25 protein-coding genes and 5 pseudogenes are annotated in these 25,921 nt (G+C 64.6%); 15 read left to right on the top strand and 15 right to left on the bottom strand.

Annotation, left to right across the window (positions count from 1 at the left end; genetic code table 11):
• Positions 1-5 precede the first annotated feature (5 nt).
• Entirely contained in the window at positions 6-164 is a 159-nt protein-coding gene (locus CBI38_RS38095) for a hypothetical protein (RefSeq protein ID WP_162603321.1), read from the bottom strand.
• Between the two features lie 1,465 nt (positions 165-1,629).
• A complete protein-coding gene (locus CBI38_RS32720) occupies positions 1,630-2,010 on the bottom strand; it encodes a MerR family transcriptional regulator (protein ID WP_109336095.1) in 381 nt (126 codons plus the stop codon).
• A 566-nt stretch (positions 2,011-2,576) separates the two neighbouring features.
• Here CBI38_RS32720 and CBI38_RS32715 point away from each other — a divergent pair.
• A complete protein-coding gene (locus tag CBI38_RS32715; protein WP_109336094.1) occupies positions 2,577-2,780 on the top strand; it encodes a cold-shock protein in 204 nt (67 codons plus the stop codon).
• A gap of 552 nt (positions 2,781-3,332) precedes the next feature.
• Here the strand turns inward: CBI38_RS32715 and CBI38_RS32710 are convergent.
• A complete protein-coding gene (locus CBI38_RS32710) occupies positions 3,333-4,346 on the bottom strand; it encodes an ATP-dependent DNA ligase (RefSeq protein ID WP_109335687.1) in 1,014 nt (337 codons plus the stop codon).
• A 167-nt stretch (positions 4,347-4,513) separates the two neighbouring features.
• On the opposite strand from CBI38_RS32710, the gene CBI38_RS32705 reads away from it, so the two are divergent.
• Positions 4,514-4,855 (top strand): histone-like nucleoid-structuring protein Lsr2, encoded by a 342-nt coding sequence (locus tag CBI38_RS32705; RefSeq protein WP_109335686.1) that lies wholly within the window; start codon positions 4,514-4,516, stop codon positions 4,853-4,855.
• Positions 4,856-5,297: 442 nt separating this feature from the next.
• On the opposite strand, the gene mihF is transcribed toward CBI38_RS32705, so the two are convergent.
• The 4 genes and pseudogenes from mihF to CBI38_RS32685 all read right to left on the bottom strand — a co-directional run.
• Positions 5,298-5,621, bottom strand: a complete 324-nt coding sequence (gene mihF / locus CBI38_RS32700) for an integration host factor, actinobacterial type (RefSeq protein ID WP_230990411.1) — start codon at positions 5,619-5,621, stop codon at positions 5,298-5,300.
• A complete protein-coding gene (locus CBI38_RS32695; protein ID WP_109335685.1) occupies positions 5,611-6,426 on the bottom strand; it encodes an ATP-binding protein in 816 nt (271 codons plus the stop codon). The genes mihF and CBI38_RS32695 overlap by 11 nt, the downstream gene beginning before the upstream one ends.
• Positions 6,423-8,139, bottom strand: a pseudogene (gene istA, locus CBI38_RS32690) (IS21 family transposase). The gene CBI38_RS32695 and the pseudogene istA overlap by 4 nt, the downstream one beginning before the upstream one ends.
• Positions 8,140-8,297: 158 nt before the next feature.
• Positions 8,298-8,369, bottom strand: a pseudogene (locus CBI38_RS32685) (integration host factor, actinobacterial type); the annotation flags it as partial.
• Between the two features lie 373 nt (positions 8,370-8,742).
• Here CBI38_RS32685 and CBI38_RS32680 point away from each other — a divergent pair.
• The 5 genes and pseudogenes from CBI38_RS32680 (at position 8,743) to CBI38_RS32655 (ending at position 14,226) form a co-directional block, all read left to right on the top strand.
• Positions 8,743-9,788: pseudogene (locus CBI38_RS32680) on the top strand (IS110 family RNA-guided transposase).
• Positions 9,789-10,755: 967 nt separating this feature from the next.
• Complete coding sequence (locus CBI38_RS32675) at positions 10,756-11,073, top strand: hypothetical protein (protein WP_109335684.1); 318 nt, start codon at positions 10,756-10,758, stop codon at positions 11,071-11,073.
• A gap of 106 nt (positions 11,074-11,179) precedes the next feature.
• Positions 11,180-12,010, top strand: coding sequence for a ribbon-helix-helix domain-containing protein (locus CBI38_RS32670; RefSeq protein WP_109335683.1), 831 nt, complete (start codon positions 11,180-11,182; stop codon positions 12,008-12,010).
• A 317-nt stretch (positions 12,011-12,327) separates the two neighbouring features.
• A complete protein-coding gene (locus tag CBI38_RS32665) occupies positions 12,328-12,621 on the top strand; it encodes a hypothetical protein (protein WP_162603346.1) in 294 nt (97 codons plus the stop codon).
• 1,401 nt (positions 12,622-14,022) lie between these two features.
• Positions 14,023-14,226 carry a cold-shock protein gene (locus tag CBI38_RS32655; protein WP_073365012.1) on the top strand — a complete coding sequence of 68 codons (204 nt, stop codon included), beginning with the start codon at positions 14,023-14,025 and terminating at the stop codon, positions 14,224-14,226.
• Positions 14,227-14,305: 79 nt separating this feature from the next.
• Here the strand turns inward: CBI38_RS32655 and CBI38_RS32650 are convergent, their stop codons facing one another.
• The gene (locus tag CBI38_RS32650) at positions 14,306-14,494 is read right to left on the bottom strand and encodes a hypothetical protein (RefSeq protein WP_109335680.1); all 189 of its coding nucleotides are present in this window, start codon (positions 14,492-14,494) and stop codon (positions 14,306-14,308) included.
• Positions 14,495-15,176: 682 nt separating this feature from the next.
• Here CBI38_RS32650 and CBI38_RS38635 point away from each other — a divergent pair.
• Together CBI38_RS38635 and CBI38_RS32635 are read left to right on the top strand one after the other, a co-directional pair.
• Entirely contained in the window at positions 15,177-15,395 is a 219-nt protein-coding gene (locus tag CBI38_RS38635) for a hypothetical protein (RefSeq protein ID WP_204165048.1), read from the top strand.
• 327 nt (positions 15,396-15,722) lie between these two features.
• Positions 15,723-16,229, top strand: a complete 507-nt coding sequence (locus tag CBI38_RS32635; protein ID WP_109335677.1) for a cupin domain-containing protein — start codon at positions 15,723-15,725, stop codon at positions 16,227-16,229.
• Positions 16,230-16,390: 161 nt separating this feature from the next.
• On the opposite strand, the gene CBI38_RS32630 is transcribed toward CBI38_RS32635, so the two are convergent.
• Positions 16,391-17,029 carry a hypothetical protein gene (locus CBI38_RS32630; protein WP_162603345.1) on the bottom strand — a complete coding sequence of 213 codons (639 nt, stop codon included), beginning with the start codon at positions 17,027-17,029 and terminating at the stop codon, positions 16,391-16,393.
• A 380-nt stretch (positions 17,030-17,409) separates the two neighbouring features.
• On the opposite strand from CBI38_RS32630, the gene CBI38_RS32625 reads away from it, so the two are divergent.
• The 6 genes from CBI38_RS32625 to CBI38_RS32600 all read left to right on the top strand — a co-directional run bounded on the left by CBI38_RS32625 (position 17,410) and on the right by CBI38_RS32600 (position 21,272).
• Positions 17,410-17,865 carry a hypothetical protein gene (locus CBI38_RS32625; RefSeq protein ID WP_162603344.1) on the top strand — a complete coding sequence of 152 codons (456 nt, stop codon included), beginning with the start codon at positions 17,410-17,412 and terminating at the stop codon, positions 17,863-17,865.
• A gap of 68 nt (positions 17,866-17,933) precedes the next feature.
• Complete coding sequence (locus CBI38_RS32620; RefSeq protein WP_109335674.1) at positions 17,934-19,025, top strand: hypothetical protein; 1,092 nt, start codon at positions 17,934-17,936, stop codon at positions 19,023-19,025.
• Between the two features lie 237 nt (positions 19,026-19,262).
• A complete protein-coding gene (locus CBI38_RS32615; RefSeq protein WP_204165047.1) occupies positions 19,263-19,850 on the top strand; it encodes a hypothetical protein in 588 nt (195 codons plus the stop codon).
• A 40-nt stretch (positions 19,851-19,890) separates the two neighbouring features.
• A complete protein-coding gene (locus CBI38_RS32610; protein WP_230990408.1) occupies positions 19,891-20,037 on the top strand; it encodes a hypothetical protein in 147 nt (48 codons plus the stop codon).
• Between the two features lie 135 nt (positions 20,038-20,172).
• A complete protein-coding gene (locus CBI38_RS32605) occupies positions 20,173-20,430 on the top strand; it encodes a hypothetical protein (RefSeq protein ID WP_109335673.1) in 258 nt (85 codons plus the stop codon).
• A gap of 371 nt (positions 20,431-20,801) precedes the next feature.
• Positions 20,802-21,272 (top strand): hypothetical protein, encoded by a 471-nt coding sequence (locus CBI38_RS32600; RefSeq protein ID WP_204165046.1) that lies wholly within the window; start codon positions 20,802-20,804, stop codon positions 21,270-21,272.
• 239 nt (positions 21,273-21,511) lie between these two features.
• On the opposite strand, the pseudogene CBI38_RS38630 reads toward CBI38_RS32600, so the two are convergent.
• The 6 genes and pseudogenes from CBI38_RS38630 to CBI38_RS32570 form a co-directional block, all read right to left on the bottom strand.
• Positions 21,512-21,990: pseudogene (locus CBI38_RS38630) on the bottom strand (hypothetical protein); the annotation flags it as partial.
• Positions 21,991-22,366, bottom strand: a pseudogene (locus tag CBI38_RS32590) (phosphate signaling complex PhoU family protein); the annotation flags it as partial.
• 122 nt (positions 22,367-22,488) lie between these two features.
• Positions 22,489-22,854, bottom strand: coding sequence for a WhiB family transcriptional regulator (locus CBI38_RS32585; protein WP_109335671.1), 366 nt, complete (start codon positions 22,852-22,854; stop codon positions 22,489-22,491).
• A gap of 219 nt (positions 22,855-23,073) precedes the next feature.
• On the bottom strand, positions 23,074-23,958 hold the full coding sequence (locus CBI38_RS32580) for a crotonase/enoyl-CoA hydratase family protein (protein ID WP_109335670.1): 885 nt from the start codon (positions 23,956-23,958) through the stop codon (positions 23,074-23,076).
• Positions 23,959-23,978: 20 nt separating this feature from the next.
• Positions 23,979-24,953, bottom strand: coding sequence for an NAD(P)H-dependent flavin oxidoreductase (locus CBI38_RS32575; protein ID WP_204165045.1), 975 nt, complete (start codon positions 24,951-24,953; stop codon positions 23,979-23,981).
• Positions 24,954-24,955: 2 nt separating this feature from the next.
• Complete coding sequence (locus tag CBI38_RS32570; protein ID WP_109335668.1) at positions 24,956-25,855, bottom strand: SMP-30/gluconolactonase/LRE family protein; 900 nt, start codon at positions 25,853-25,855, stop codon at positions 24,956-24,958.
• Positions 25,856-25,921: the final 66 nt, after the last annotated feature.

Genomic DNA, 25,921 nt, shown 5'->3' with positions numbered 1-25,921 from the left:
CGAAGTTAGAGGACAGCGGCAATCAGACCAGCAATGCCGGCGATCGCGGCGAACACGAGACGAGCCAGCGCGAGCGACCCGAAGACGGCGCACACGACGGTAGTCAGCAGCGCCAGACCGATGGTCACGGCGATGCCCGCTTCCCAAGACTCGAGGTTCGTCAATGACCGACCGTATTTTACTGTTGCTTTAACTGGAAATGCGGCGTAGACCAGAGGTACGGATCCACGACAGACCAAGGTCGGACCGGAAGAGAAGATTCCACCTCTCGGTTGTGGCGCCCAGCACGAGCTGTAGGCACCCACGCAAAGCAAAGCCCCCAAAGTGGGCTCATCGCGGTGGGCTTGCGTCAGGCGGGAAATGTCTCCTGACGCCGAGGCCACATTTCACTGCGCAACCATGCACGCCTGGTAACCGGGTGGTTCGTGCTCGCGGGCGGGTCCCCTTTGGGTCAGGGGACCCGCCCGACGTGCGTATGCGGAACCCAGGGTCCCGCTCGGTCATCGATCTCGAGGGGCATTCGGACCCGCCCAGACCCGTATGTGACGATGTGACCTCGACGGGTGCGGAGTCATCCTCGGCGGCGGCATCACGCGGGCTGGAGCTGTTCGGCGACAAATTCTGACCTGTGGTCTATGCGAGTCGGTTGGACCTCGATCGGCTGTGGTTGCGCCTGACTTTGCTCCGGAGGTGTGATTTCGATGGCGGCACAGCCGATGTGGATGTGCAGCTCGGATGGGGGAGCACACGTAGGCACGTGCCCGACCTGCTCCTCGAGCACGCTGATGAAAGTTCACGGTCGTGACATCAAACCCGGGGACGACGGCGCATGGGCCTGTTCTCCTGTTGCCGGTATGACTGATGTGCGCACCATTATCGGGTGCACCGCCGACACGGGTGACGGCGCGCCCCAGCCGTACTTCATCCATCCCCGGGACAGGCCGCGAACCCACGCGGCGCGCTTCTCACCCCCGCACACGAGCACCCGGACGCCCCGCCGAGGAGAACGGGACTGACCGGCACCGCCACCCGACGCGATGAGGGCGTCGGCGTGTCAACGGACACGTCAGAACCCTTGTAGGCGGTCAGTTCGCTCCGGTTGGACGGACACGGTTTCTCCGGATCAGTGGACACGAGAATTCCGGGTCGGCGGCCACGAAACCGCTGATTGACACGCTGGCGTAAATACCCGGCGGGGTCCCTTCGCCCGAGTTGGCTTGGTTTGCCGCGCAAACCAATCGATGCGTACGGCCACCCCGCGACGCTGCCGTCAGCCGTCCGCTCGTGGTCGACACCGCACACAGTGGCGATGTGGCGCCCGTCTGTTGCACTGACGATGAGGGCCTTTCCTGACGCGCTCCCTCGAATCAGCGGACCAGGCCCCGCCAGGTGCCGGCGGTTTCTCGCATCGTGGACCTCGAAGTCCCGGTTCGCTGCTCAAGATCGAGCCCATGATGGATCCCCCGACCCCCATGTGGATCGGTCCCTCACCGGCAGTGTCGGACGCCGCCCGCTCGGGTGCCACGTCCTCAGACGTGCCCGATATTCCGGAGTACCGGTCATGTCCAGGCCAGGTCGGTTCAGCCAAGAGCCGGCCTGGCCGCCCCGCCGCATCGTGTCAGGCGTCCATCAACGGTCGGTAGGTGTTTCAACCGGGCGCGGGGAGGGGCCGTCCATCGCAGGGCGGTGGGTGTGCTCGAGTTCGGCGTTGATACGGCGGGCCTCGGCGAGTTGGTCTTCGAGGATGATGATGCGGCACGCGGACTCGAGCGCGGTGCCCTGGTCGATCAGTTCGCGGGCGCGGGCGGCGAGGCGGAGCTGGTATCGGGAGTAGCGGCGGTGACCGCCCTCCGAGCGTCCGGGGATGAGAAGCTTCGCGGCGTCGAGGCTGCGGAGGAAGGCCTGGGTTACGCCGAGGATCTCGGCGGCGCGGCCCATGCTGTAGGCCGGGTAGTCCTCGTCATCGAGCTTGTCCCCGGCCGGGCTGCGCTCGGGAGAATCTTCCGGAATGGGATAACACCTTTCACACGGACAGGGCCCCCGGCGCCGTGAGGCACCGGGGGCCGGAGCGGTTTTCACTTCCCTTATTCACTGCACTTTTTCGGCGGTCGAGCTCATCGTGCTGCTCGACCGCCCGGCCGGAGGTGCCGGGGCCTCACACACTCACACAAACTCGTGCCCCGTCACGGCCGTCTCTTGCGGTACTGCTCTGCGGGCAGTACATTCTCTCCCGCACTTCGTGAACTCTTTCCTTGCAACGACAGGAACTCTACAACGACGAATCCTCAATGTCTACAGTCGTCACTACAGAAATTCTGGAGTCGAGTGGCGAGGTATTTCGTACGCGTCGAGAGGCACGTTGGCTCCGACATGGACGGGCAATCCCCTCGGCGGATCGGTTCTCGTCGATGGCGAGGTGGCAGAGTCGACAGTCGCAGTAGGTGTCGAGGAGTCTGTCCGCTTTCCTCGGTTCGGGTGCGGTCGTCCGGAACCGTTCTTCGGGTGGCAAGATTCAGCGGTATCGAGATCGGGGATCCGATGTGGGTTCCCGGATCGTGGGTGCAGGGAGTATCGGCATGGCTCAGGGCATTGTGAAGTGGTTCAACGGTGAGAAGGGCTTCGGTTTCATCGCACCCGACGACGGAACTGCGGACGTCTTCGTGCACTACTCGGAAATCTCGGGCAGCGGCTACAAGTCGCTCGAGGAGAACCAGCGGGTGGAGTTCGAGGTGGGCCAGGGGCAGAAGGGCCCGCAGGCCACGAATGTGCGGGCTGTCTAGCATTTCTGGAGGACCGCATCCGTTGGGTGCGGTCCTCATTCGGCAGCCGGATGAGGATCGTTGATGGAGTGCATCCAAGGGGGTTGATGTGGCACGGGTTTGTCACGCTGCGGCGGCTGGGGGCGATATCTAGACCACGAGGGTGAGGATGGTCGCGAGAGGTGCTAGGGCTCTTGTCCGCGACGAGGCGCAAGTTATCTCCGGTGCCTCTCTCGTTCCTCCGTCACGTCACGCTCATCCACCACGTGGCGACGGCCGGCACGAAATCAACCCACCATTGCGGATACCACGGGTTGGTCATGCGCTCGTCGCTACGTCGCGGGGCTCCGGCCTGCTGGGTGTAGCGGGCGGAGGGAGGGCGGCGTTACACACGAGAGAAGACTATCGATCGGGTCGATTCCTTGGAGATCAGCGCGCTTGCTGCTTCAGATCCCGTAGTGGGTGGGGGCCTTCGCTGGCATGCGGGTGGGTCACAGGCCCGACAGGCCGGAAGGCAGCGGATTGATTGTGTCGCTGTCCCAGGTGATCTCTCGATCGGTTGTCACGGGCTCGCTAAGCGGCGACGGGCAGAAACGTCACCTTTGCGCGATGCGTGATGTCGCAGCTACGGCAATAAATCGCATTTTGCGCCTCCGGCGCGATATCCGATCGGCGGCCTTTGTAGGAGGAGTGTCTCAGACCGCCGGCCTTGCTGAACTCGCGGAACTCGACGTCGACGACCACCCGAGGCTCGACCCAAGACACATCACGAGGGGCGTCGGCATGGTTGACGAGACAGTAAGGGGGCTGGTCGAGCTGCTCGAGTTGGTCGCGCAGTTGCCGGCGCATCGAGACAGTAAATCCAGTGCCGACCTGACCGATATGGACCAGAACGCCCTCGCGGTCATAGGCGCCCAGGACGAGAGAGCCGACTACGGTCCGCTGCGGCCCACCGCCAGGGATCCAGCTGATGACGACGGCCGAAATTCTCTGTCTGACGAGTGTTTTCACCCATGACCGGGTCCGCCTGCCGGGCAGATAGATTGATGAGATTTTCTTGAAAACGCACCCCTCCATCTGGGTTTCGCGGGCCACGCCGAGCATGGTGTCCGCGCTCAGTCCGAGCCAATGCGGAGGTGCTTGCACCGGCAGACCCGCACCGTGGGCGGGGACGAGCTCGGCGAGCGCTGCCCTTCGATCGAGATACGGCGCGGACATCAGATCCTTGCCGTCGAGTACAAGCAGGTCGAACGCGAAGAAATTGACGGTGACCTGGCGGCGCAGCACCGCCGATGGGCGCACCACGTTCATGCGGCGTTGCAGACGGCCGAACGAGGGCCGCCCATCGGCTCCCAACGCGACGACCTCCCCGTCGAGCACCACCCTTCGGCGGCCACCGAAAGTGGCGGCCAGGGCCTCGACCAGTTCCGGATACGACGACGTCACCACGTTCAAGTTTCGGGACCACAGAACCGGATCGCCGTGGCCCCCGGCCGATGCCAGCAGTCGGCAGCCGTCGTACTTGATCTCCGCCGCCCACGACCCGCTCGATTCACCCTCGGGCGGTGCGCCCAGGGTCGCCAACATCGGGGCAATCAGCCCCCCGGTCGGCCTCGCCCATCCGCTGATTGTCCGCCCCGACGAGCCGTTATCCGTGGTGATTGTCTTCCTGCGCGACAATGAAGCAGGTAGCTTTCCGTCGCCTGGGCAGTAGTCTCTGCCTGGCTGTATCCGGAGGAAAGGGGAGTGCACAGGTGGCGCGGAAAACGGTCGTGGAGCTGGTCGACGACCTCGACGGCAGTGTCATCGAGGCCGGCGAGGGCGAGCACATCACGTTCTCGGTGAATGGTGTCGACTACGAGATCGACCTGAAGACGAAGAACGCCCGCGAATTCCTCAAGACGATGGACTTCTACATCGAACATGCCACCAAGGTCGGCGGCGAGAAGCGCCGTCCCGGCACCAAAGCGGGCTCGGCGCGGGCCCGGTCGCGGGCCCGGGAGGTGCGGGAGTGGGCGGCCGCGAGTGGCTATGAAGTGTCTGCACGCGGCCGGATCCCCGCCGACGTCCAGGAAGCGTTCGACGCAGCGCACTGATCGTTCCAGCACGGTGCGGCCGCGCCGGCTCCGTGCTGAACCGGGCGCGGCCTGAACACGCCCGATACTCCGGACTACCGGGCACGCCTGATCCACGCCTTACCCCAGACGGTCCCGCTCGACGCGTCGCGTCGACGTGAGGGTTCGGGCAGTGTGAATCGGCGGAGCTGATGCAGGACGGCAAGCCAGCCGACCTAGCGCTTCGGGGGGCCTTTGATGTGGGAAGCCGCCGGCACCTGGTGGTGTCAGCGGCTTCGGTGCCTGCCCGGGCACGCTACGCACTGTAGGTCTGACCCGGTCAGGGTGACGGTGCCCGCCAGTGCGCCTCTCGGCAAGTGGTCGCTCGCAGCGACGATTCTGATGTGGTACCCGGGGCATTGGGTCGAACACCGTCGCGTCTTTCAACGGCGCCGATGGCGCCGATATTCCGGTCTTTGCCGTGTCAGGCGGTGATGTCGAGGAGTGCTTGACGCTGATTCGTACCCAGTCCACCGATCCGGCGCGTGTCGGCGATCGCCAGCTCCTCGAGGATTTGCGTTGCCCGTACCTTCCCGACGCCAGGCAGGGCTTTGACCAACGCCGACACCTTGGTCTTCTTGACTATTTCGTCCGTCTCCGCCTTCGCGAGGACATCGGAAACAGTGAGGTCACCGGCCTTTACCGCGGACAGCAGTTCGGTCCGTGCTTTCCGCGCTGTCGCTTGCCAGGGTGATGGGACCACCTCGTTGCCACGAGCATGGGACGACCCGAAGGTGTCATCGAGCATCGACCTCGCCTTCTGAACTGTCAATGGCACCACGTCCGGGGCGGGTGCGTTGCCGGTAAGACGGGCCCTCGATGACGAGGGTGTGCGCCGCGGAGGTGAGCCGGTCGATCGCCGACTGCGCGAGCAGGGCATCGGTGGTCATCGACAGCCACTCATCAGGTGCCCTATTCGAGCTGACGATCGTCGCCTTGCGGCGATGCCGCTCGACCACGAGCTCGTAGAAGTCGTTGGTCTCGGTCGCATCTAAGGGGCGCAACGCGAAATCGTCGAGTATGAGCAGATCGACGGTGGCGATGCGCCGCATCTCCGCCTCGACCGAGTTGTCCAGCCGGGCGGCGCGCAGACGGGCGAACAGCTTGTCCGCCCGAGCGCAGAGCACCGTCATCCGCCGCCGGATCGCGACGTGCCCGAGGGCGGTCGCCAGGTGGGACTTGCCGACTCCAACTGGACCTAGAACCAGGACCGAGTGGCCGGCCTCGGCGAACCGCAACGACACCAGATCCGACAGCAGGGAACGGTCGTAACGGAGGTCGTCGAGGGCGTTCCAGGTGTCGATCCGCATCGACTGATCCAGACCGGCTTTCGCGGACCGCAAAGTGGCCGAGCGTGATTCGCGCCGGGATACTTCGTCGGCGAGGATCAGTTCCAGGAAGGCGACGTGGCTGAGTTGGTGCTGGCGTGCCAGGGCGAGTCGCTCGGGCAGGGTGTCCTTGAGGGCGCCGAGTTTGAGGGCCTTGAGAAGGGCGATCAGGTCGGCGCCGATCGGGTCGACCGGCCCCGCCACCGGTGTGGGTGGGGTGGTCATCGTGTCTCCTTCGTGGCGGCGTTGCCGCCGGTGATCACCGTCAGATGCCCGGTCCTCTCGGTGGCACTATCGGTCCCAGAAGTGTCAGGGGTGGTCCTCTCCGTGGCGGAGGTGGTCCCAGACGTGGCGGGGCCGGTCCGGTCGGTGGCGAACTCGGCGGGGTCGCGGGTGAACCGGGACGGTGCCGCCGACCCGGCGGCCGGCAGTAGCGGTGCGGTGGTCTCGGTGGCGCGTTCGAGCATCGAGGCGATCTTGCTCACCGACACCACATCTAGATCGAGCGCCGTTGAACAAGCGGACTCGACCGGGCCGGGTCCGTAGCGGCGGACCAGTCCGAGCAGCCGGTAGACCGCCCGCATCCGCGTCCAGGGCAACCGGTCGTCGAGCAGACGTTGCGCGTAGACGCCGACGGCGCGGCCGTGACCGGTGCAGGTGGCGACGAGTCGGTCCAGGTCCCGCATCGCGTATCCCACCTTCTCGGTGGGCAGATCCTCCGGGTCGGTGCTGCGCCCGCCGGCGGGCTGCCGGGGGTGCACCTTCACCAGGGTTCCGCGGGCGTAGAACTTCACCAGCGCACTGTCGGCCCGGGCCTCGAGCACACTGCCGATCCACTGTCCTGGTATCGAATACAGCGCCCTCGCGACCTCGGCATGAAAGTCGCGGTGCACCTTGACCTGTTTGAAGATCGGCACGTCGTAGACCGGCGGGACGGGCAGCAGCATCGGTGCCTCGTCCTCGTCGAACACCTCGAGCGGGCGGGCGGCGGTGGCGGACGTGGGTCCGCATCCCAGCGGTGTCACGGCACCATGATTCGGCACGTTGTTGCGCCTCGGCGATATCTGTGAAGTTTTCGCCGGCCCAGTAGTTTCCGCGCACATATTGCACGGCCCTTTCGACCCTAGGTTTGTCCTTCGGGGATCGGATCCGGGCCGGATTGGTGACGAACCCGGTGTGCTGGGCGTAGTCCAGCCAGCCCTGCGACAGCCTCGGATTGACCGCGTCCGCGTCGGCCACCACCGGTTTGAGATTGTCCGGAATGAGGACCCTGAAGACACCTCCGAAGAATGCCCACGCCGCCTCGCAGCCGGCGATCACCGCCGCCAGGGTCTGCGAGTACGTCAGCCACACGAACATGTGCCGCGAGTACACCGCGGTGAAGATCAACGCGTGCACCTTGCGGCGCCGCCCGGTCTCCGGATCCGTCAGATAGCCCAGGTAGCCGAAGTCGATCTGGCATTCACTGCCCGGATCGCCGTCGACGATGCGGACGGTGGTGTCCTTGCGGCCGAAACCACACCGCTCGGTGGCGAATCGATGCAATGTCCGATACGGCACCACACAGCCCTGGCGGGCCAGCAGGGTCTCGATCTTGGTGATCGTCAACGGTGGATGGTTCCCGTCCCCGGCCACCCACGCCCGAATCTGGTCCTCGAACCTCAGCAGTTGGTCCCAGGCAGACCCGTGTCCGTTCGGGCGGGCCGGGCGCACCGCCTCGATCACCGCCCCGATCAGCCCGTCGTCGAGCGCCTCCACCCCGTCGGTGCGCTGCAGGCCCGCGGCCTGGGCGGCCTCGATGTACCGCCGGGCCGTTTTGCGGTCCACCCCGCAGTGCGCCGCGATCGTGCGTAACCCCGGCGGCCTGGACCCGGGAACCCCGAGCCATACCCGGAGCACTTCCTTGACTTCGTTCACGTTGACCTCCCGAAACGCCATGCCCGTCCGCCTTCGTGACCGGGGATACCGACACGACGATCAAACGAGCGATCCGACGGGACTTCGGCGCGACGCGCCGGGTGGTCCCATAACTGGCAATCCGAGTGGTCCCATGAGGGTGGCAAAAATCAGGTCAAGACGGTCCCATGCTCATGGCAGGCGACACGCGCTACCGCGGCCTTCTCCAGTGCTTCCGCACGCTGCTCGGGGGTCAAGACGGGCAATGCCATATACGGGTCTCCTCGTTACTCTCATCGCCCAGGAATGGGCGGGTTTGGGGTTTATGGTGCCAGGTAGAAAGCCGACGCGGCGTGGAAGCGAAGCGCGACGCCAGCGGCCTGCGCTTCCGACTTGTATGGCGTGGCGGCTCGTGTTCGAACCGACGGGTTTCGTAGCGTGCCGTAGGAGACCGTGGGGATGGCTCGAGGTGCTTCCTGCCACTCGACCGACCGGCCGGAGGGTTGGCTCACAGAGGGTCTTGCTCTTCCCGCGGTCTCTGTTCGCCGCTTGGCTCAACACAGGGACGTCACCCGCGCGGTGACCGTAAGTCGGAATGCCAGCAGCGGATACCCCGTCCACCAGCACGGAAGAGGAGAACGCCAGGTGATCGTGATCGGCATCGACCCGCACAAGTCCACTCACACCGCGACAGCGGTCGCCTCCGATTCCAACAAGGACCTCGGCTCGATACGGATCAACGCATCCTTCGACGACTACGCCCAGCTGATGACCTGGTCCAAGCAGTGGCCAGACCGCATCTGGGCGGTCGAGAACGCCTCCGGGCTCGGTCATCACCTCACCCAATGGCTCATCGGTAGAGGTGAAGCGGTCGTGGATGCCCTCGACCGCGACGGCCCGGGTCCGTGAACTCCCGTGGTGGCCGGCGCAAGAACGATCGGATCGACGAGGCCGCCGCGGCGTGCGTCGCGTTCAGCCAGGGCGATTTCCGGCCGGTCGCCCCCGAAGGGCATACCGATGTTCTGCGCATCCTGGACGAGCGCCGCATCGACCTGGTCAAACACAACGGCCGCCTGATCAACCAGCTCCACGCGATCCTGCGGGAACTTTTACCAGGCGGAGTCGAGCGGGACTTCGACACCGAAGACGCCGCCGACCAGCTCAAACGGATCCGGCCAGCCAGCCAGGCCGATGCGATGCGGAAGAAGGTGGGGCTCGACATCGTCGGGGACATCCGTCGGACCCGGTTCCAGATAGAGGACCTCACCGCCCGGATCAGGACCGAGCTGGCCGCGTGCGGCACCAAGTTGCCGAAGATTCCTGGCGTCGGCACCGTCACCGCCTGCCGCATCCTCGCTCGGACCGGAATCCCGACCCGGTTCGCGAACGAGGCCGCCTACGCCACCTACACCGGCACCGCACCGGTGGAGGTGGCCAGCGCCGACAAGCAACGGCACCGGCTCTCTCGTACAGGCGATCGCACGCTCAATTCCGCAATCCACATCGTCGCCGTCACCCAGGCGCGCACCTCCAGCAGCCCGGGCTATGAGTACTACCGACGCGAGATCGACGACCGTAAAACCCCACGGGAAGCGATGCGCTGCCTCAAACGCCAGGTCGCGAAACGACTGTGGCGCACCATGAGAGACGATCACTTGGAAAAACTCAACGCGGTCTCCGAACCCGCATAGATTCAGTGCAGTGCTTCTCAAGCCTGGATCGCCGGCGACTCGCCGGTAGCGGAACCTGCACCGGGACGGAGATCGGCGCCCAGGCGTGTCCGTAGTGGTCGGGGCTCGTCCCGAAAAGGATCGATCACACCGGGCTATCGATGCGGCGGTGGAGGTGTGCGAATGACCGCTGGCTCTTCCCCTTCTCTCGCGACAAGCAACACGCCGGGGTCCTCACCGTTGGGCAGAGCTGCGCAGGCAAAACGCAGCTCAAATTCAGGAACTACGGCCGAAAGGGCGAGCTCGACCTCGGTGCCGCGGCCGGTCACGGCGACCACCTGATCAATGCTCGAATGCGTTCGCACCATCACAAAGTAGGGAAGATCGCCAGATGTTCCGCGCCATTCGTTGACGGGGGAATCGGGATAGAGAGGAGGGCCCTCGAATCCGCTACTCAGCAACCTTTTGCCGTTGCGGCGAACATCGAGATGTTCGAAAGGTTCCCTTTCGGCGCTGATCGATCAGCCGCCTGCCACCTGCAGGTCACCTTCCATTCGAGGTCTTCTTCGAGCGTTCCAGAGAGGATCTCGATGGTTGGCTCTTCGTGTGGAGCTGATCCGTCAACGCCCATTCTTCGAGGGTCCCAGAGGAGGTCATCCGACCGCAATCGTGATCGGACTGGTCGTTCCACTTAAGGAACGCTGACCGTCTGAGAACGAACGACACCGGCACCCAGAGGGCTGACGGATGGATGGGTCGACGTGTTCAGGGTGTGCAGGCGACTCACATCGCCGACCGAATGTCGAACCATCACCGGCGGATGGGTGCGTCACAGAGTGCAGAAAGGTGCGGGTCGACGCTTCCCTCATCGACCCGCACCAAGCTCTTTAAGCCCCGATGTTCGAACGCGCACCTTCTTGACAGAACACACAGGGACCCTCGCCGGCCGCTGGCGGCGACCATCACGTTAGCAGCTAGGATCGAATGTGTGTTCGAACAATGGGAGTCGGTCTACGACCCGAAGCCGTGGCGGGTCGTCGACCCACCCCAGCGGGTCATGGTCGACGTCTCGGCCGCCATCGCTCACGACGGCGGACGATCCGCGAACGACCTGCCCCTTCGAGTGCGAGCCGAAGGGCTTGACCTGGATGTTCGAGTCCGCGGACTGCTCCGGGCTTGGGGGCGTACCTCCCGGGGCGAATGGCTGGCGGCATGTACGTTCACCATTCCCACCGGTAACAAGCGGGGGAGTCTCGAAATCACCCAGTGGTGTCCTGCATCGGCGATCACAGCCGAGTGCGATTGATGGAACGGCTGGCCGCTGCCGGGGCACACTCATGCGCACCGGCGGACGAGAAGGACGAGAAGGACGAGAAGGACGAGAAGGACGAGAAGGACGAGAAGATGGAGGGATGACGGAGTCGAGGCCAGGGCGGATCCCGGTGGGTGATCCCATCGCGCTGCGCTTCGACCCGGAGACCAAATACCGACTCGACGAGATGGCCGAGGGCATCGGCCCGCGCCGGTTCGGGGCGCTGATCCGCGTCGCCTGCCGACGACTGGTCACCCAGCCCAAAGCGGTCGGCAACCGTCTCGAGGAGGCGCGGCGACTCTCGGCAGTCCGGCGGGCGGTCCCGCTGGTCATGCTCACGCTCAAACTGGAGCCGGAGACCGCGCAGAAGTTCAGGGTGTTGGCCGCCGAGTACGGCACCACGGTCAGTGCACTCATGCGGATTGCGCTGCACCGATTTCTGGAAGCCCCCGGCCGTTACAAGCATCCGATGCTCCGCGAGGCGGGGCGGACCGGACTGTCCGACAAGGTCGAGGTGATGGTCAACCCCTCAGCGAAGCAACAGGTCTGGGGCCTCGCCGGCCGGCACGGGGACAAGCTCAGCACCGCGCTTGTTCGGGTTGCCCTTCGGCGCCTGCTCGATGAGCCTGGTGATCTCGCGGGGGACCTGGAGAACATCGCACCGTTGCGCGATCTTAGGCCCGAGATCTTTTCCGCCAGGGTGAATGTGCACTTCGATGCCCCGTTGCGGGACAGGCTCGACGCCTTGGCCGCACTGGTGGGGTCCGATCGTGCCGAGTTGATGCGTTTGGCCGCGGAGCGGGTGCTCGAGGCCCCGGGAATGATCGAACACGCTGTGAACCACGAGATCTTCCGCAGCGAGAAGAACCGGGCGTATCTCTTGGCTCGCCACGTCCGTCGCCAGGAACGGCGCCGCACGCAGCCGGACTGATCAGCCGGACAACTTTCCACTCCACTCCACTCCACTCCACCCGAACTGATCGAGCAGCGTCCGGTACTCGTGGGCGGTGGAACCGCACCTGCGAGGGCACATCGCGATCATCCACGTCCTCGGTCCTGTGACTACGCGAATCGGCCCCGCCTGGCGCCTAGTCGGTCCTAGGCGGTTTCGGCTGTGGTGACCTTGGAATTCATGTGAGATGAGAAGCTCACTCGCCACTGTCGTCTCACTGCGACCGTTTCTGCACTCTACTGGGGTGCTCGTCGGAGCCCGACGGTCCTGATCCCGCTGAGGATCCGCAGGCCGCGTTGCAGCATGTGGCAGAGATCCATCAGCGGGAGTTCTATCAGGGGGACGGAGTCAAGGCTTATGAGCTGCTAACTCAGACATGTAAGGAGACGTTCTCGGAGAAGGAGTATGTCGCTCTGAGTGACTTCAACCAAGCCACGCCGCGCGAGCTCGTGTCGGTCACGGCACGCGTCGACGGAAGCCGGGGGTTCGTCGATACCGTTTGGGCGGCCCCTCAGGAGCCCGACAACAACATGCCGTGGGTGCTCGAGGATGGGGAATGGCGCAACGACGACTGCCGGCTGCGGCAATGACCTGATGTGTCGCAGAATTGGCCGTTATCGAGATCCGACTTCATGAGACACCACAAGTGGATCGTTGATCGGGTCTTAATTCGAAGCGGCCGACCCGATGCAGGCATCGAACTCAATCGTTGATTGTGTCGGCTGACCGCAATATCGACTGGTCCCCTGGCACGGGCATGGCTTCGATCGACTGAAGGGCCACGAGCTGCTCCACGCAACTGCGGGATGCTCCCACGTACGTCGTCATCAGGTCGACGTCTGAACCAACACACCATGCGGCATCTCTGGGCCACCACAGATTCGGCCTCGACAGAGCGATCGAAGGACCGATCGAAGACGCGATGCGGCCAATCGGTCCAGTGAATACATGAAACGGCCGCTTCCCGACCTTCGTCGGCCGTGAAGTGACGCCGCAGAAAGACTCGACCATGTTGTCGAGCGCTGTAAAGGCAAAGAAACAGACATCAGGGGTTGTGGTGTGACCGGCCAGCACCCTCGCCACTTCCACGGCTTCATAGACTCTCAATTCCCCAGGCCGAGGAGGATCTGCCCAAATTCGCGACGACTCACTGACGCCCCGAACGATGGAATCCCACTCCATCGCGGGATGGGACACGGCACCGCTCAGGGCCGTGACCACGTTCCAGCGGAGGGGCCGTTCCCCTGAACCGTCACGCTCATATGCGGTCCACGCGGGGTGAAAGATTCGGCAGTACGACTCGAACCCGGTCGGAACTATCGAGCTCACAGTGTGTGCCCGAAATGGAGCCAGACGTTGGTCTATCCACCTCGACTCCGCCTCGGCGGTCTCCGCCAGCTCGGATGCCTCCCATCGGGAATCCGTCTCTGGTCCTTTTGCATCGGCCACGAGAACAACGGTAGCCAAGACCAACATGTACCGTGCCGTTCACCGATCCTTCAGAGTGCCTGGCGTCCTTGATGTGTGGGGCTCGGTTGACAGGGCCGGCCAGCTGGGCGAACGTTGACGTAGGTCGGGGTGGCCGCGAGCGCTTGCCGTGTGATCGACGAGGGGATCTCCGATGTCCCCTTCCCCGATGTGGTACTGGCTCGGTGACCATTACTGGTACACGGTGTACCCACTGGTCACGATCTTCGGCCCGATCTTCGGCTGATTGCGATGATTGGATTCGGTGACGACGTTGCCCCTAGTGGCCGTGCCTGTCGCCGAGAGAGCGCTTTCGGACGCATCGATACCACTTACCGATCCCCCTCCCGGCGCTCGATGAGCGACTGGCGGCAATGTCGGGAGTTGCGGTGATGTCGTGCAGTATGCACGTTCCGCCGGTCAGATGCGGTCGGCCCCGATCCGTCGTCGGGTGGCAGGATCAGTGGTATCGAGATCGGGAACTCGATGTGAGTGCCCGGATCGAGGTCGTAGGGAGTATCGGCATGGCGCAGGGCATTGTGAAATGGTTCAACGGTGAGAAGGGTTTCGGTTTCATCGCACCCGACGACGGAACTCCGGACGTCTTCGTGCACTATTCGGAAATCTCGGGCAGCGGCTTCAAGTCCCTCGATGAGAACCAGCGTGTGGAGTTCGAGGTGGGCCAGGGGCAGAAGGGTCCCCAGGCCACGAACGTGCGGGCTGTCTAACTAGTCGGCGGGACCGCATCCGGTGGGTGCGGTCCTCCTTCGGTACGGCCTGCGTTCGAGAATACGGAAACACATGGGGTCACTCGTCGTGCTCGTCAGGTGGAGCGTCGGCCTCATGGGCAGGGAGAACAGCCCGGTAGTAGTCGGCGATCGACGCCAGTTTCCCGGCCGGTGCCGATCGGGAGCGTTCCCGGACTCGGCGGCCGTGCTGTTCAGTCGAAATCTGCCGCTCCCAATCCGCATCTGATCGTGCCCGCGGAACGCTCATGCGGTCTCCTCCGAATTGCGCCCCCAGAGGAGTTGCTCTCCACACAGATCACGCGCTAGCGACTCGTCTGTCGCGCCCCGACGCGTAACGAGCCCTCATTCCTTTGTAGTGGTTCGGGCCATCGGAGTCACTACCCGAGGGGCGATAGCTTCCCATTCCGGGACTGCCTCAGCGTGCGGCGTCGACTCCAGGCCCTCGACCCCGACTCGTAGCACCGGAAGCGGATCGGCTTACGGGAAGCGCGCCGACTGCTGTTGGCTGTTCGCTGGGCGTCGATCTCGTCCTGGTACGGGTCATCGAGTTGACTAGACGTCCGTCTACAGGTCGGGAACAAGCCTAGAGTCGGCGCTATGCCTGAGGATCTCCGGAGCCATCCAGCGGTGAAATGCGCGATTGACGAACTGGACTCACCGATCCTGAGAATTGTGCCCCCGCTCATACCTGTAGGACTGGTCGCTCGCCCGAACAGTGCCGCTGTGGTACTTGAGGACGCCACGAACCGGTGGACCGTGCTCGTCGAGCAGGATTCCGGCGTCTGGTCGTTACCTTCGATGCTCACTCTGAGCCCGCACCCTCTAGCTCCACCACTCGATCGGGGATTCCCCCGGCGCATCTTCAACGGCTGAGCGTTCAACGCTCCGCTCCACCGGAGCCAGATGGGAGTTTGCCGAAAGAGTCATGGATGGTCCTCACGGCCACCGCAGCCGCAGATGTACACAGCGTCCTGATCAGGAGCACGCTCGACGAATTCGAAGCTCCAGTAGCCGAGGACGGATTCATCGTCGCGCTACTGCGGGCCCCGTGGCGGAGTAATCCCACCGCTACCGCACACATGATGAACGGACAGCGAGTCCCCTGTGTACAACCCGGCCTCGCCGAGCCCGATACAAGGGGCCAGTGACGACCGCACTCGTGAGCCCCTGTTCTCTCACCGGTTGCCGATCCCGTCCCGGGACGGGCGTCGCCGGCAGCCGGACATGCGCTCGGCGCCGTTCTCGTCCCGCTGGTGGTTCCACAATCGACACCATCGCCAGCCCAACATTGCGAACAGTGTCGAGTCCTGGCCGTCGCCATCCCATCCGGAGTCTTCATCGCCTGCGTATCGATGGCCGGCTAAGAACATCGGTCGGCCATGCCTCGAGGACGTTGACAATGCCTGCACCGTCAGCGAAAAGTTGAGCAGAGAACTCGTGACCCGATCTTCAACGCCGGTGAGTAGGTGAGAAGCGTGGATGCAACCGATCCCCCACCGCTGGTCGTCGTGCCCTCGGGGACCGGCCAGACCGGTGATCTGGGCCCAATTGGGGTCGAATTCAAGCTCTGGGGACGTGACACCGGTGGGGTGTTGTCGGTCGTCGAGCACCCCTTCCCGGTCGGTGCGCTGGTGCCGCCGCATCTGCATACGCGGGAGGACGAATTCTCGATAGTTACCCAGGGTGTGATCGGATTCCGCTCCGGCGACCGGGAGGCCGTTCTCGAACCCGGCGGATACATCACCAAGCCCCGAGGGGAGATGCACGCCATGTGGAACGCCGGCACCGTGCCGGCGCGCATGATCGAGATCATCAGTCCGGCAGGCTTCGAACATTGCTTCCTGGAAATGTCCGAACTGATCGCCGCCGGCGAACCGGATGTCACAGAGATCGCCGCACTTGCCGAGCGCTACGGTCTGCAATTCGGCGAACCCGACTGGTTGCCCGACGTGATCGCCCGATACGCCCTGACACCGCCGTGACGCCCGCACGTTCGCGCTGTTGTGTTCGAGTAGATCGGCTGACGCAAAGTGCGCGTTACCTCTCGTGTCAGCCCATCGGCTTAGACACAGGGGTGGCTCGACAACGCTGCGGAAGGTCCGTGTGCAGCCCGCCCCGTACGCCGATCGACGACCGGTACGACCTAGGACGTCGACTCTTGCGCGCCGCCGTCAGTGTGCGCTGCTCGTAAATTGGCGAGAAGTAGCATGCTTCCTACTATGAGGCCGGCGGCAACGCCCACGCCGGTGAACATCACCCAGGTCGGGCCCATGTCGTAGTGAATGAGGTTCGAGTCGGGATATGGATTTTGAGGGTCACGCGGCTCTGACTGAACAACTGAGTAGATCCGCGGCTGGGCGGCTCGACCAGCGATCGAAACTGCAAGGCCGAAGAGCCCGCCGAATGCTGATAGGGCGGCGACGATCGGCCATCGTTCCCCCGGCTCTCCCGGCGCGGCGTGGACAAGCCTCCAGCCCGTTCGAATCAGCAACGCCGCGGTCATGAACGCTATTGCGGTTCCGACAACGAGGAACCAGACAGTTGCCGGGAACCAGTGAGGTCCATCGATGTAGGTGTAGCCATCGATGATGTAGATGTAGCCGATCTTGCCGTCATCCATGGGCGGCGGTGGTGGCGGTGGAATGCCCACGTGGACGGGGTTACCCAGGGGAGTCGCGTAACGCCACGCCAATAGTCCGAGCACGCTGAGCAGCGCGCCGAGCCCGGTGAAAACCAGGATCACAGACGCCGCTGAGCGCTCTCGGGGAATCGTCAGTCTCACTTGATAATGATGTCATTGGCGCAATCCGCCTCGTCGGCGAGAGCATCTATCCCGATCGGGGTCGAGCCTCTCGGCGGCGACCCGGTGCAGTTGCGAGTGGCGCTGGAGGACATTCGCTCTACTGCGACAGAACACTGGCTATGTAACACGCCGTGTTGCATGCGCGGGATCGGTTGACCGTCTCTGTGCAGCTGCGGTCGATCGATCCCGCGGTCGGATCGAAGGTTTCGGGGCAAGGCACAGCCGAGGATTCGTTCAGTGGTAGTAAGGCGGCTCGATGTCCGGGTCGTCGGCGACGACGTCGACATCTGTGAGGGCCAGCGTAGCGGCGATCGCTTCGGCGGTTCCGCCGATCGTGGCGAAGTGCGACGGTGGCGATCATGGTCGGACTGCAACTCGGGGCCCGTCCGCACTACGCGCCGGCAAGTATCGATGCCCGGCCGCTCAGCGGTGCTGCGGCATACGCATCCTCCGGAAACACCGGCTACTGGTTCGATTCCTGTTCGATCGGATCGGACTACGTCGACGTCGGCGGGAACGTCGTCGACATCGACCAGCAGCACTGTGCTCGTGCGATCTACAGCGACGACGACTTCGGCCAACGCCCGGACGAAACGTACGCCGACTACAACGCCCGCACCGAAAACCTCTACCAAGAGCAGCAACGGGACTTCGATACCTGCCTGCGAACTCAGGGTGCCGACCACTTCGAAGTGCGCTATCACGCCGACAACAGGTTCCGACAGTTCCAACTCACCGAAGCCGCGCTTGTCCTCCTGATCGCAGGGGTCTTCCTCGTGCCCGCGCGATGGGGACTGCGTCGCCTCCGCCCGTGACCTTGGAACCACCGCCGATCGCCGGCGGACAGTGCCGACCTGCTTGACGAGAAGGAGGGTGTACGCAGATGCTGATGGAAGGCGTGGTCCGAGTTGATCACCACCAGTTCACGGTTGGAACGGCCGATGCCTACACCCTCGACGCGGTAGAGCAGGGCACCTTGATCGAGGTCGGGCCGGGGTTCATCTCGAGCTTTACCGGGATCTCCTACGGCCCGGCCCGCCTCTCGATCGAGATCCTCGATTCCGCCGGCCCGGACGACACCCGCACCTCGGATTGGGAAGTGGTTGAGGAGTCCGAGATTGTCGCAGTCACGGACATCCTTGTAATGGAGATCGACGGCACCCGCGCCGCCGACTTCGATCCCATCGCTCCGGGCCGGTACGGCGTCCGGGCACACGCAAAGGGGCGCGACCGGAACGCGGGTCTCGAGGTCACCGAACCGACCGAAGAATATTTCATTCAGCTATGGCTGATGGAGCCATCGGATGCGGGTGCCCCCGGCATCCGACGGCTCCATAAGACCGACGCGGCATGGTCCGCAGATGAAACCGTCGAGCATCCAACACCCAACCAGGACTATGTGTACGTCTTCGACCAGGAGGGCCAGATCCAGCGGGTCGCCCCCAACAGTGCGGAAGCGGAAGCAACACGCGCCCAACTTCAGGAGTTCGGAGGAAGGCCCCTCACCCCTGCCCTCGAGGCCGTGTACGCGTCACAGTACGTGGCGGGCCTGGACCGGGACTTGATCGACCGGATTGAGGCGGCTCCGCCGGAGAGGCAGCGAGCATTCGCCCGATGGTGTGTGCACCGGGCGTTCGAACGGGCGGGTATCGCCGATATCGATTGGATTCGCGACGCTCTGAACTCAATGGATGCAGGCGATATCCCCCCTCGCGAGTTCACCGACTACTGGCCAGCGCGAGCACGACTGGACAAGGATCCTCGAATCAGCCGCACCATCGTGTCGGGATTGCCTGGAACGACAGAGCAAGTCCAGCAATACGAGGCACTCACCACTTATGCCCGCGCAACGTACGACGATGACAGGCCGCTCGCGCTGGCAATCGAGACATTTCGCTTCGCCGCGACCGTCTACGGCATGGACTATCGCGATCTCTGCGATGCCGCACGAAGCGATTTCTTCCAGAGCAGCTAGCTAGGCGTACACCGCCCGGGGCAACCGGCGTCGGTCGTTCTGGCCTCCAGCAATGTGCGTATGGTGAACGCGCCCTTCGCCAGACGATTGCGATTGCAACATTGCAAAACACATGCAGCCACACAACCAGCAGTGACGAGTCCTCGTCCGGTCAGCGATCGAGGTCTGGCACGTTCTCGACGCTTCCGTGGTGTCGCAGGTGACACCACGAAACGCCAGAACGGTCACACTGGTCGAATGAGCATCACACGGTGTGTCGATCTGTCGGCCGCGCGCTGGCTCGAACAACGAGACGAGAACTGGTCGCGGCTGGCGGCCCGCGACCCGGTCGCCTTCGACAAGTACGCACGCTTACGGTTCATCCCAGACCCGGCCTATCCGGCACAAACGGAAGGTGATGCCCAACGCGACCCGGAGGGGCTGTCGGACAACGAACAACTTGGGGTCGTCCTGGCCGAGCTTGCCCACTACACCGGCACGCCTGATGACTGCTACTTCTGCATCTGGGATGGGTGGCCGAGCTTCACCGCAGACGATCCGACACCGAAGATCTCGATCCCGGGCCGCGACTACTTCCTGTTCCACGGAACCCTTGAGGACGTCGCCGACTGGGACGCCCAGATCAAGACACTGCTGGATGACATTGAAGCACCTACCCCCGCGTTCGTGTGGCCAGCCGATCGCACGTGGTGCGTGACCTGCGACATCGATCCTCACTTCGCGTCGATCGGCGCAAGCCCGGCCGCGATCGATCGGCTTGTAGCCGACTCGCGTGTCGACGTCGTCGTCGACGATCCGGACATCGAACCCCCGTACCACTCCTGAGTGGTAGCAGGCCCGGAATATCGATCCGACCACCCTGTTCGTGGTCCTCTCGAACGGTGCCAAGGTGAAGATCGCCGAGCTGGGCGGCGACGACGGCCGGTACTGGAATGTGCCACGAACCGCGCTGGAGAAGGTGACGATCGACGTCGCCGCCGCCGCGGCCAGCGCCCAGGTGGCCGAAGTCTAACACCGGATCAAGCCCGCTGATGCAGTGCATGGCGGACACATCCTGACCACCACGTAGATCGGCCCCAAACGGGCACACCGGGCAGCAGCTATCTGCCCGGAGTGCCCGCACCAAGGACAAGGCAACGCAACCCCCATGACCGAGCCGAGACACCAACTCACCCAGCTCGACCTCTTCACCCCATGTGCCATCCCCACCTGCGAAACCTCAGTCACCGAATTCGGTGACGTGCGCACCGGCTGCCTGGAGGAGTTCGGCCACATGCTGCGACCCGCCGCACCGTGCGCCCCAACGCAGCTCGAACCTGCGGACTCCGGCGGGATCCCGGAGCGAAACACGCAGCCTCGAGCCGCCCACCCCGCCGAGCCTGAACGGAAGGCGAATCAGTGGTGATCTGTTGACCGGACTACGGGGCGACACGCGCGGTTCCTTCGCCATGTATGAGTCATCTGGTCGGTAGACATCACCTCGAACGGAGAGGTGGTGCAGTTGCTCGACGACGTGGAGAGGGTGGGAACCGTATACGCCAGAAAGGGGGCGCGGACGGTGGCCTGCCCAGGCCGCCGGAAAGAGGCTGTTGTCACCAACCGCAAACGAGCAAGGCCGATTCGGAAGATTTCTCGGACCGGCCAGGGGGGTCGCCGTAGTATCCGCCGAGAATCGGGCGGATTTGGCGTAGCCGCTGGTTGGGGACGGAACACCTAGGTGGGCCGTTTGCCCACCCCACGGTTGATTTCCGGATGGCCGAGCGAGCGGAAGCTGAGATGACATCGCGGACACAGGTCACCGCGCCGGACATCCCAGGAGTACCTACCATGCTCGAGTCGCTCGTCTTCGCAGTCGTCGTCGCGGCTGCGTGCGTTTTTGCCGGTGCCGTCTACGGACGCTGGCGTCTGCGCACCGGACGGTTTCGCCCCGAGGAGTGCGTCGTCTGGAAAGCCATCGAACACGGCGACCCCCTGCCGGCAGAGGCGGACGGCGAGGTGATCCGTGACCTGTTGATCCGCCATAAGAAGTCGAGAACGCGCTGGATCATTTTCAATGCCGTTGGGCTGGTCTTGTTGCCGGTCAAGTGCCTTGACGAGTTCCTCGGCGGGGGCGTGACTGCTGACACCGGCTGGACCATCCTCTTCGCCATCTCCGTGTCGATGTGGCTGTGGACCGACGCTCGCCGTCTCGCGCGGATCCGACTGTTGCTTGCGCAGCTGGACGCGAGTTGCGTTCGTCGTTGCTGACCCCGTCCGGGCGTGTCCTGGCGGGCTGTGCACGTCCCAATCGGGGATCTGACACTCAGGGTCCGATCGGTGGGCGTTGTGCGCTGTCGGCGCGGCGGATGGCGCGGTAGACCGTAGAGCGGGCGACATTGAACAGCTTTTCGGCGAGTTCGCTTGTGGTGTGCTGGCCGGCGCGGTGCAGCTAGACAAGGTGCGCTTCCTGGTGCGGGCAGCTTGGTCGCATCATCCGTGGGGTGGATTAACGCATGAGAGATGTTGAGCTCGTCGAAGTCCTCGATCGGCAACTCGCCCGATTCCGGGACACCGGTGGCGGTGCCGGTGGGGACTGAACGCAGGGCACCCCCGGCGCCCTCGGCGCCCTGCTGCGGGTGACCTTCTCGGCGGTCTCGAGAGCGGCGTCGCGGCTCGCGGTCAGGGTTTTGACTGCGACGTCCTCGGCGTGCCCGCCCCGGCTGAGCGGTTCCCCTAAGGAGGGTGGGGTGGCGCGGACGGTGCTCAGGGGCCGGTCCAGGCCGCGGGCGGACCACAGCTCGGGGATTCCCCCGACGTCACGGATCGCGGCGTCGATGGCCTCGGCCCGGCCGCGGGCGTTCTCGGCGTTCTCGAGGAGTTCGCGCCGGACTGCTTCGGTTCTGGCCTGGGTGACTCGGGTCTCGGCGACCTGGATCTCGGTGTTGGTCAGGTCCAGGATAGTGCGCAGCTGCGTCAGCACCGCTATCGCCGCAGGCGCCGGATCACGCTTGCGGAGCACCTGTTCGGCGAGTCGGGCCAGCTCGCCCGCCACCCGCCCCATCCGGGCGAGCAGTTCTTTGTCCTCCCCGGAGGTGACGTGGTCCGGGTGCCGGCGGCGCACGTTCTCGGCGACGTGTTGCGCCAGCCCGCCCATTCGGCTCAGATCCGACACCAGATGCACTCCGGTGACGACCTGGCGCAGGTCCCGGGCGACCGGGCCTGCAACGCCAGCAGCGCCAGTGCCTGCTCCTCGCACGGACCGTGTGACTCTCGATCTGCTCGGTGAGGTCGACACCCGCTCGGCCAGAGGAAGGTCGGCCCGGATGAGGGCGTCGATGGCCTCCCCGGCCCGGGTGGCACATCGACGCCAGCCGGTCGGTCACGTCGTCGAGTTGCTCGTGAAACTGTTATCCGCATCGCATCATCATCGGGCACTCCGCCGGGGCTTCGCGCTCGTCCCGCTTAGTTATCGGCAGGCCGCTGGTTACCAGGAGGCCGCGTCCCCGGTGCCGGCGGAGGTCGGTCGAGGGTGCCGCGGCTCGAGGGGCCGGTGCTCGCCGCGACCCAGCCGGCGGGCGTGTCGTCGGCGGTCGGTTTCGGTCATGCCGCCCCAGACGCCGTACGGCTCGCCGGTGCTCAACGCGTGATCGCGGCACTGCACGAGAACCGGGCACCCCTCGCAGATCTGTTTGCCGCGGGATTGGCGGCGGGCTCGGGCGGTCCCGCGCTCGCCGTCGGGGGAGAAGAACACCGACGATTCGACACCGCGGCACGCGGCGTCCTCCCGCCAGTCCCGGTCGCCGGGGGTGATCTCGTCGGTGGGCGGCGATGAGGGTCCTACGGGCAGCACTGCGGTTCCTTCCTTCCCGGAACGTGGGAGCCGCCGAGACGGATCCGGACCACGCCAGGAAGCTTTTCCATGGTGACGGGTATCGGTTATGCCGCGTTCCCGATAAACGAAACCGAATATCCTGTTTGCGAAGGAGTACGTGCACCGTCCACGACGACGATTCGGTCCGTGGTCATCCGCCAGTAGCCCTTCTGTGTCTGTTTGCGCTCGATCAGACGTTCATGAGGAAGGGGCATCGACCCACGCCTCGTAGAACGGCGGCATCTCGGATGCCCTCCCGCGGAACTGGGGTGGGCGCTTGTCAAGAAAGGCTCGCACGCCCTCGTCGCCGTCGCAGATGCTCGTGTAGAACATGGCCAGGGAATCGACGCGATGGGCCTCGACAGGATGCGGTGCCGCCGAATTCCGCAGAAGCATCTGGCGCATGAGTGCGACCGATACCGGGGACCGGTCGAGTGTCCACGCGTCCGCCAGTGCCCGCGCTTCACCGAGCAGCGCATCGGGTTCATGAATGGCCTGCGCCAGCCCGGCCTCGTGCGCGGCGGCGGCATCGAGAATCTCTGCGCGGTACACCAGATCTAGCGCTGCGGGCAGGCCGACGAGCCGGGGCAGAAACCAGGTCGAGCAGGCTTCCGGCACGATTCCGAGCTTGCCGAACACCAGCCCGAATCGCGCCCTGTTCGACAATAGACGCGCGTCCATCGCCAACGTCATAGTCGCGCCGATTCCGACAGCCGCACCGTTGATCGCGGCGATCACCGGTTTGCGGCAGCCGTGGATCGCGAGGGTGACGCGGCCGCCGGTGTCGCGGATCCGGCGCAGCCTCGGGTCGTGGAGATCGTGCATGTCGGCGAGGGACGGCCTTTTCGACTCGTCGAGACCGAACACGTTTCCTTCGCTCGACAGGTCCATGCCGGCGCAGAAGGTGCGTCCCTCACCGGTGACAATCACCGCTCGGACCTCGTCGTTATCGTTCACCGACACGAAGGTGTGCTCGAGTTCGTCGGCCATCTCGACGGTGAATGCGTTGAGGTGGTCGGAACGGTCGAGCACGACAGTGAGGATGCCTTCCTCGATCTCGTGGCGGATGGTCGTGTATTCCATGATTGTTCCTTGCCTACATGTCAGGTGAGGTCGGCGGCGATCCTGCGGATGGCGGCTTCGGCGTCGCTCACGATGTCCGAGATGATCGTCTTACAGGGCAGGACGGCCTCGATGAGGCCCTGGGACTGGCCGGCCCACCACATTCCGCCGTCCATGTCGCCGTTCTGCAACACCTCGGTGCGTCCGCGTACCCCGGATGCGAGGTCCGCGACATCGGCGAATTCTGCGCCCGGCCGGGTCGAAAGGGCTGCGATCTCCTCGGAAATCGAATTCCGGGCCACCCGAGCGGTGTTGCGGAACTCCCGGAACACGAGGATGGTCTGGCGTTCGTCGTTGGCGACGATCTGGGCCTTGACGTTCGGATGCACGGGCGCTTCGTCGCTCGCGACGAACCGGGTGCCCATATTGATCGCGGAAGCCCCGAGGGCGAGTGCTGCTACGAGCCCGTCCCCGGTGGCGAACCCGCCGCTGGCGATGATCGGGATGTCGAGGACGCGGGCCGCGGCGGGGATGAGGATGAGCCCCGGGATGTCCTCGTTGCCGGGGTGGCCGGCGCACTCGAACCCGTCGATGCTCACCGCGTCGACGCCCATTGATTGGGCCTTCACGGCGTGCCGAACTGCCACCGCCTTGTGGATGACCTTGATCCCTGCGGCCTTGAACGCTGCGACGTGCTCCTGGGGATTGCTGCCGGCGGTCTCGACGATGGTGATGCCGCCGTCGATAATTGCAGCGCGGTACTCGTCGTAGGGGACGGGATTGACAGTCGGGAGCAGGGTGAGGTTGACGCCGAACGGCTTGTCGGTCATCTCCCGGCACCGGACGATCTCGGTCGCGAGTGCTTCGGGTGTGGGTTGGGTCAATGCGGTGAGGAACCCGAGTCCGCCGGCTTCGGCGACTGCGGAGATCAGCTCGGCGGTGCCCACGCCGGTCATTCCTCCGCACACGATGGGGTGTTCGACACCGAAAGCCTCGGTGAAGCGTGTATTCAGCATCGTCACGGCCTTCCTGCGTGCGGAACGTCGATGGTCGTCGCGAGAACCTTGGCCTCCCGCGCTGCACTGCGCCGGGACTCGTCGAAATCCGGTGCGACGGAGAGGAACAGGGTGCGTCCGTCGTCGCCGCCGAGGGCGACCGCGAACACGCCTAGCGGTGCGGTGCTCACCTCGTCGAGGACGACTCCGCCCTCGCCCAAGCGGACAGCGCGTTGGTTGACGCAGTCGGCGATCCAGATAGCGCCCTCGGCGTCGAGGGCCTGGCCGTCGGGGGCTATCGTGCATGCCGCGAGCCGCTTCTCGACGTTCGGTTCGTCGCCGAGGTCTTCGAAAGAGGCGAAATCTTCTCGGTGGCCGAGTGTTCCGTCACTGGCGATGTCGAACCTGGAGATGCGGTTGCCGAATAATTCGTTGACGTAGAGCGTTTTTCCGTCCGGGGAGATGCACATGCCGTTCGGGAAGGACAGCCCGTCGGCGGCCACGCGGGAGGTGCCGTCGGTGTCGACGAGAACGACGACGCCGTGCTCGTGGTCGGCTCCGCCCATGAGGTCGAACCCGAATTCGCCGACGTACGCCTGTCCGTTCGCAGCGACCACCATGTCGTTGGCGTAGCCGCGGCAGTGGGCGGAAATGTCGGCGTGTTCGACGAGCGAGCCGTCGGTTTCGCGGCGCAGAATCTTGCGGTCCTTCATCGAGACGACGAGCATGCGCCCGTCGGGGAGCCAGCCGAGGCCGGAAGGCTGGTGATCGACGGTACAGACCCGTTCGACGGATCCGTCGGCGTTCACGACGTTGACCGAGTGGGTGTAGAAGTCCACGAACCACAGCCGGCCCTCACGCCAGCGGGGTCCCTCGGTGTAGGTGAAGCCCGCCGCGATCTCGGTGAGCTGACGATCGGACATGTCGGTACCTCTTTCCCGGATTCTGCTCGTGCCACGTGCTGTGCCATCCGTCGAAGTTCGATTGAC

The organism is Rhodococcus oxybenzonivorans, assembly GCF_003130705.1.
In the GTDB taxonomy this organism is placed as follows: Bacteria; Actinomycetota; Actinomycetes; order Mycobacteriales; family Mycobacteriaceae; genus Rhodococcus_F; species Rhodococcus_F oxybenzonivorans.
Note: the sequence above shows the minus strand (reverse complement) of the source record. Positions and strands in the feature narration are given on the sequence as shown.

What these genes read in the sequence shown, in the direction of transcription:
- CBI38_RS32715 (WP_109336094.1), top strand. Translation starts at nt 2,577, where the DNA reads ATGGCTCAGGGCATTGTGAAGTGGTTCAACGGTGAGAAGGGCTTCGGT.
- CBI38_RS32710 (WP_109335687.1), bottom strand. Translation starts at nt 4,346, where the DNA reads ATGTTGGCGACCCTGGGCGCACCGCCCGAGGGTGAATCGAGCGGGTCG.
- mihF (WP_230990411.1), bottom strand. Translation starts at nt 5,621, where the DNA reads ATGCTCGATGACACCTTCGGGTCGTCCCATGCTCGTGGCAACGAGGTG.
- CBI38_RS32695 (WP_109335685.1), bottom strand. Translation starts at nt 6,426, where the DNA reads ATGACCACCCCACCCACACCGGTGGCGGGGCCGGTCGACCCGATCGGC.
- CBI38_RS32670 (WP_109335683.1), top strand. Translation starts at nt 11,180, where the DNA reads ATGACGGAGTCGAGGCCAGGGCGGATCCCGGTGGGTGATCCCATCGCG.
- CBI38_RS32655 (WP_073365012.1), top strand. Translation starts at nt 14,023, where the DNA reads ATGGCGCAGGGCATTGTGAAATGGTTCAACGGTGAGAAGGGTTTCGGT.
- CBI38_RS32650 (WP_109335680.1), bottom strand. Translation starts at nt 14,494, where the DNA reads ATGAGCGTTCCGCGGGCACGATCAGATGCGGATTGGGAGCGGCAGATT.
- CBI38_RS38635 (WP_204165048.1), top strand. Translation starts at nt 15,177, where the DNA reads ATGGTCCTCACGGCCACCGCAGCCGCAGATGTACACAGCGTCCTGATC.
- CBI38_RS32625 (WP_162603344.1), top strand. Translation starts at nt 17,410, where the DNA reads ATGGTCGGACTGCAACTCGGGGCCCGTCCGCACTACGCGCCGGCAAGT.
- CBI38_RS32620 (WP_109335674.1), top strand. Translation starts at nt 17,934, where the DNA reads ATGCTGATGGAAGGCGTGGTCCGAGTTGATCACCACCAGTTCACGGTT.
- CBI38_RS32615 (WP_204165047.1), top strand. Translation starts at nt 19,263, where the DNA reads ATGAGCATCACACGGTGTGTCGATCTGTCGGCCGCGCGCTGGCTCGAA.
- CBI38_RS32605 (WP_109335673.1), top strand. Translation starts at nt 20,173, where the DNA reads ATGACCGAGCCGAGACACCAACTCACCCAGCTCGACCTCTTCACCCCA.
- CBI38_RS32600 (WP_204165046.1), top strand. Translation starts at nt 20,802, where the DNA reads ATGACATCGCGGACACAGGTCACCGCGCCGGACATCCCAGGAGTACCT.
- CBI38_RS32580 (WP_109335670.1), bottom strand. Translation starts at nt 23,958, where the DNA reads ATGGAATACACGACCATCCGCCACGAGATCGAGGAAGGCATCCTCACT.
- CBI38_RS32575 (WP_204165045.1), bottom strand. Translation starts at nt 24,953, where the DNA reads ATGCTGAATACACGCTTCACCGAGGCTTTCGGTGTCGAACACCCCATC.
- CBI38_RS32570 (WP_109335668.1), bottom strand. Translation starts at nt 25,855, where the DNA reads ATGTCCGATCGTCAGCTCACCGAGATCGCGGCGGGCTTCACCTACACC.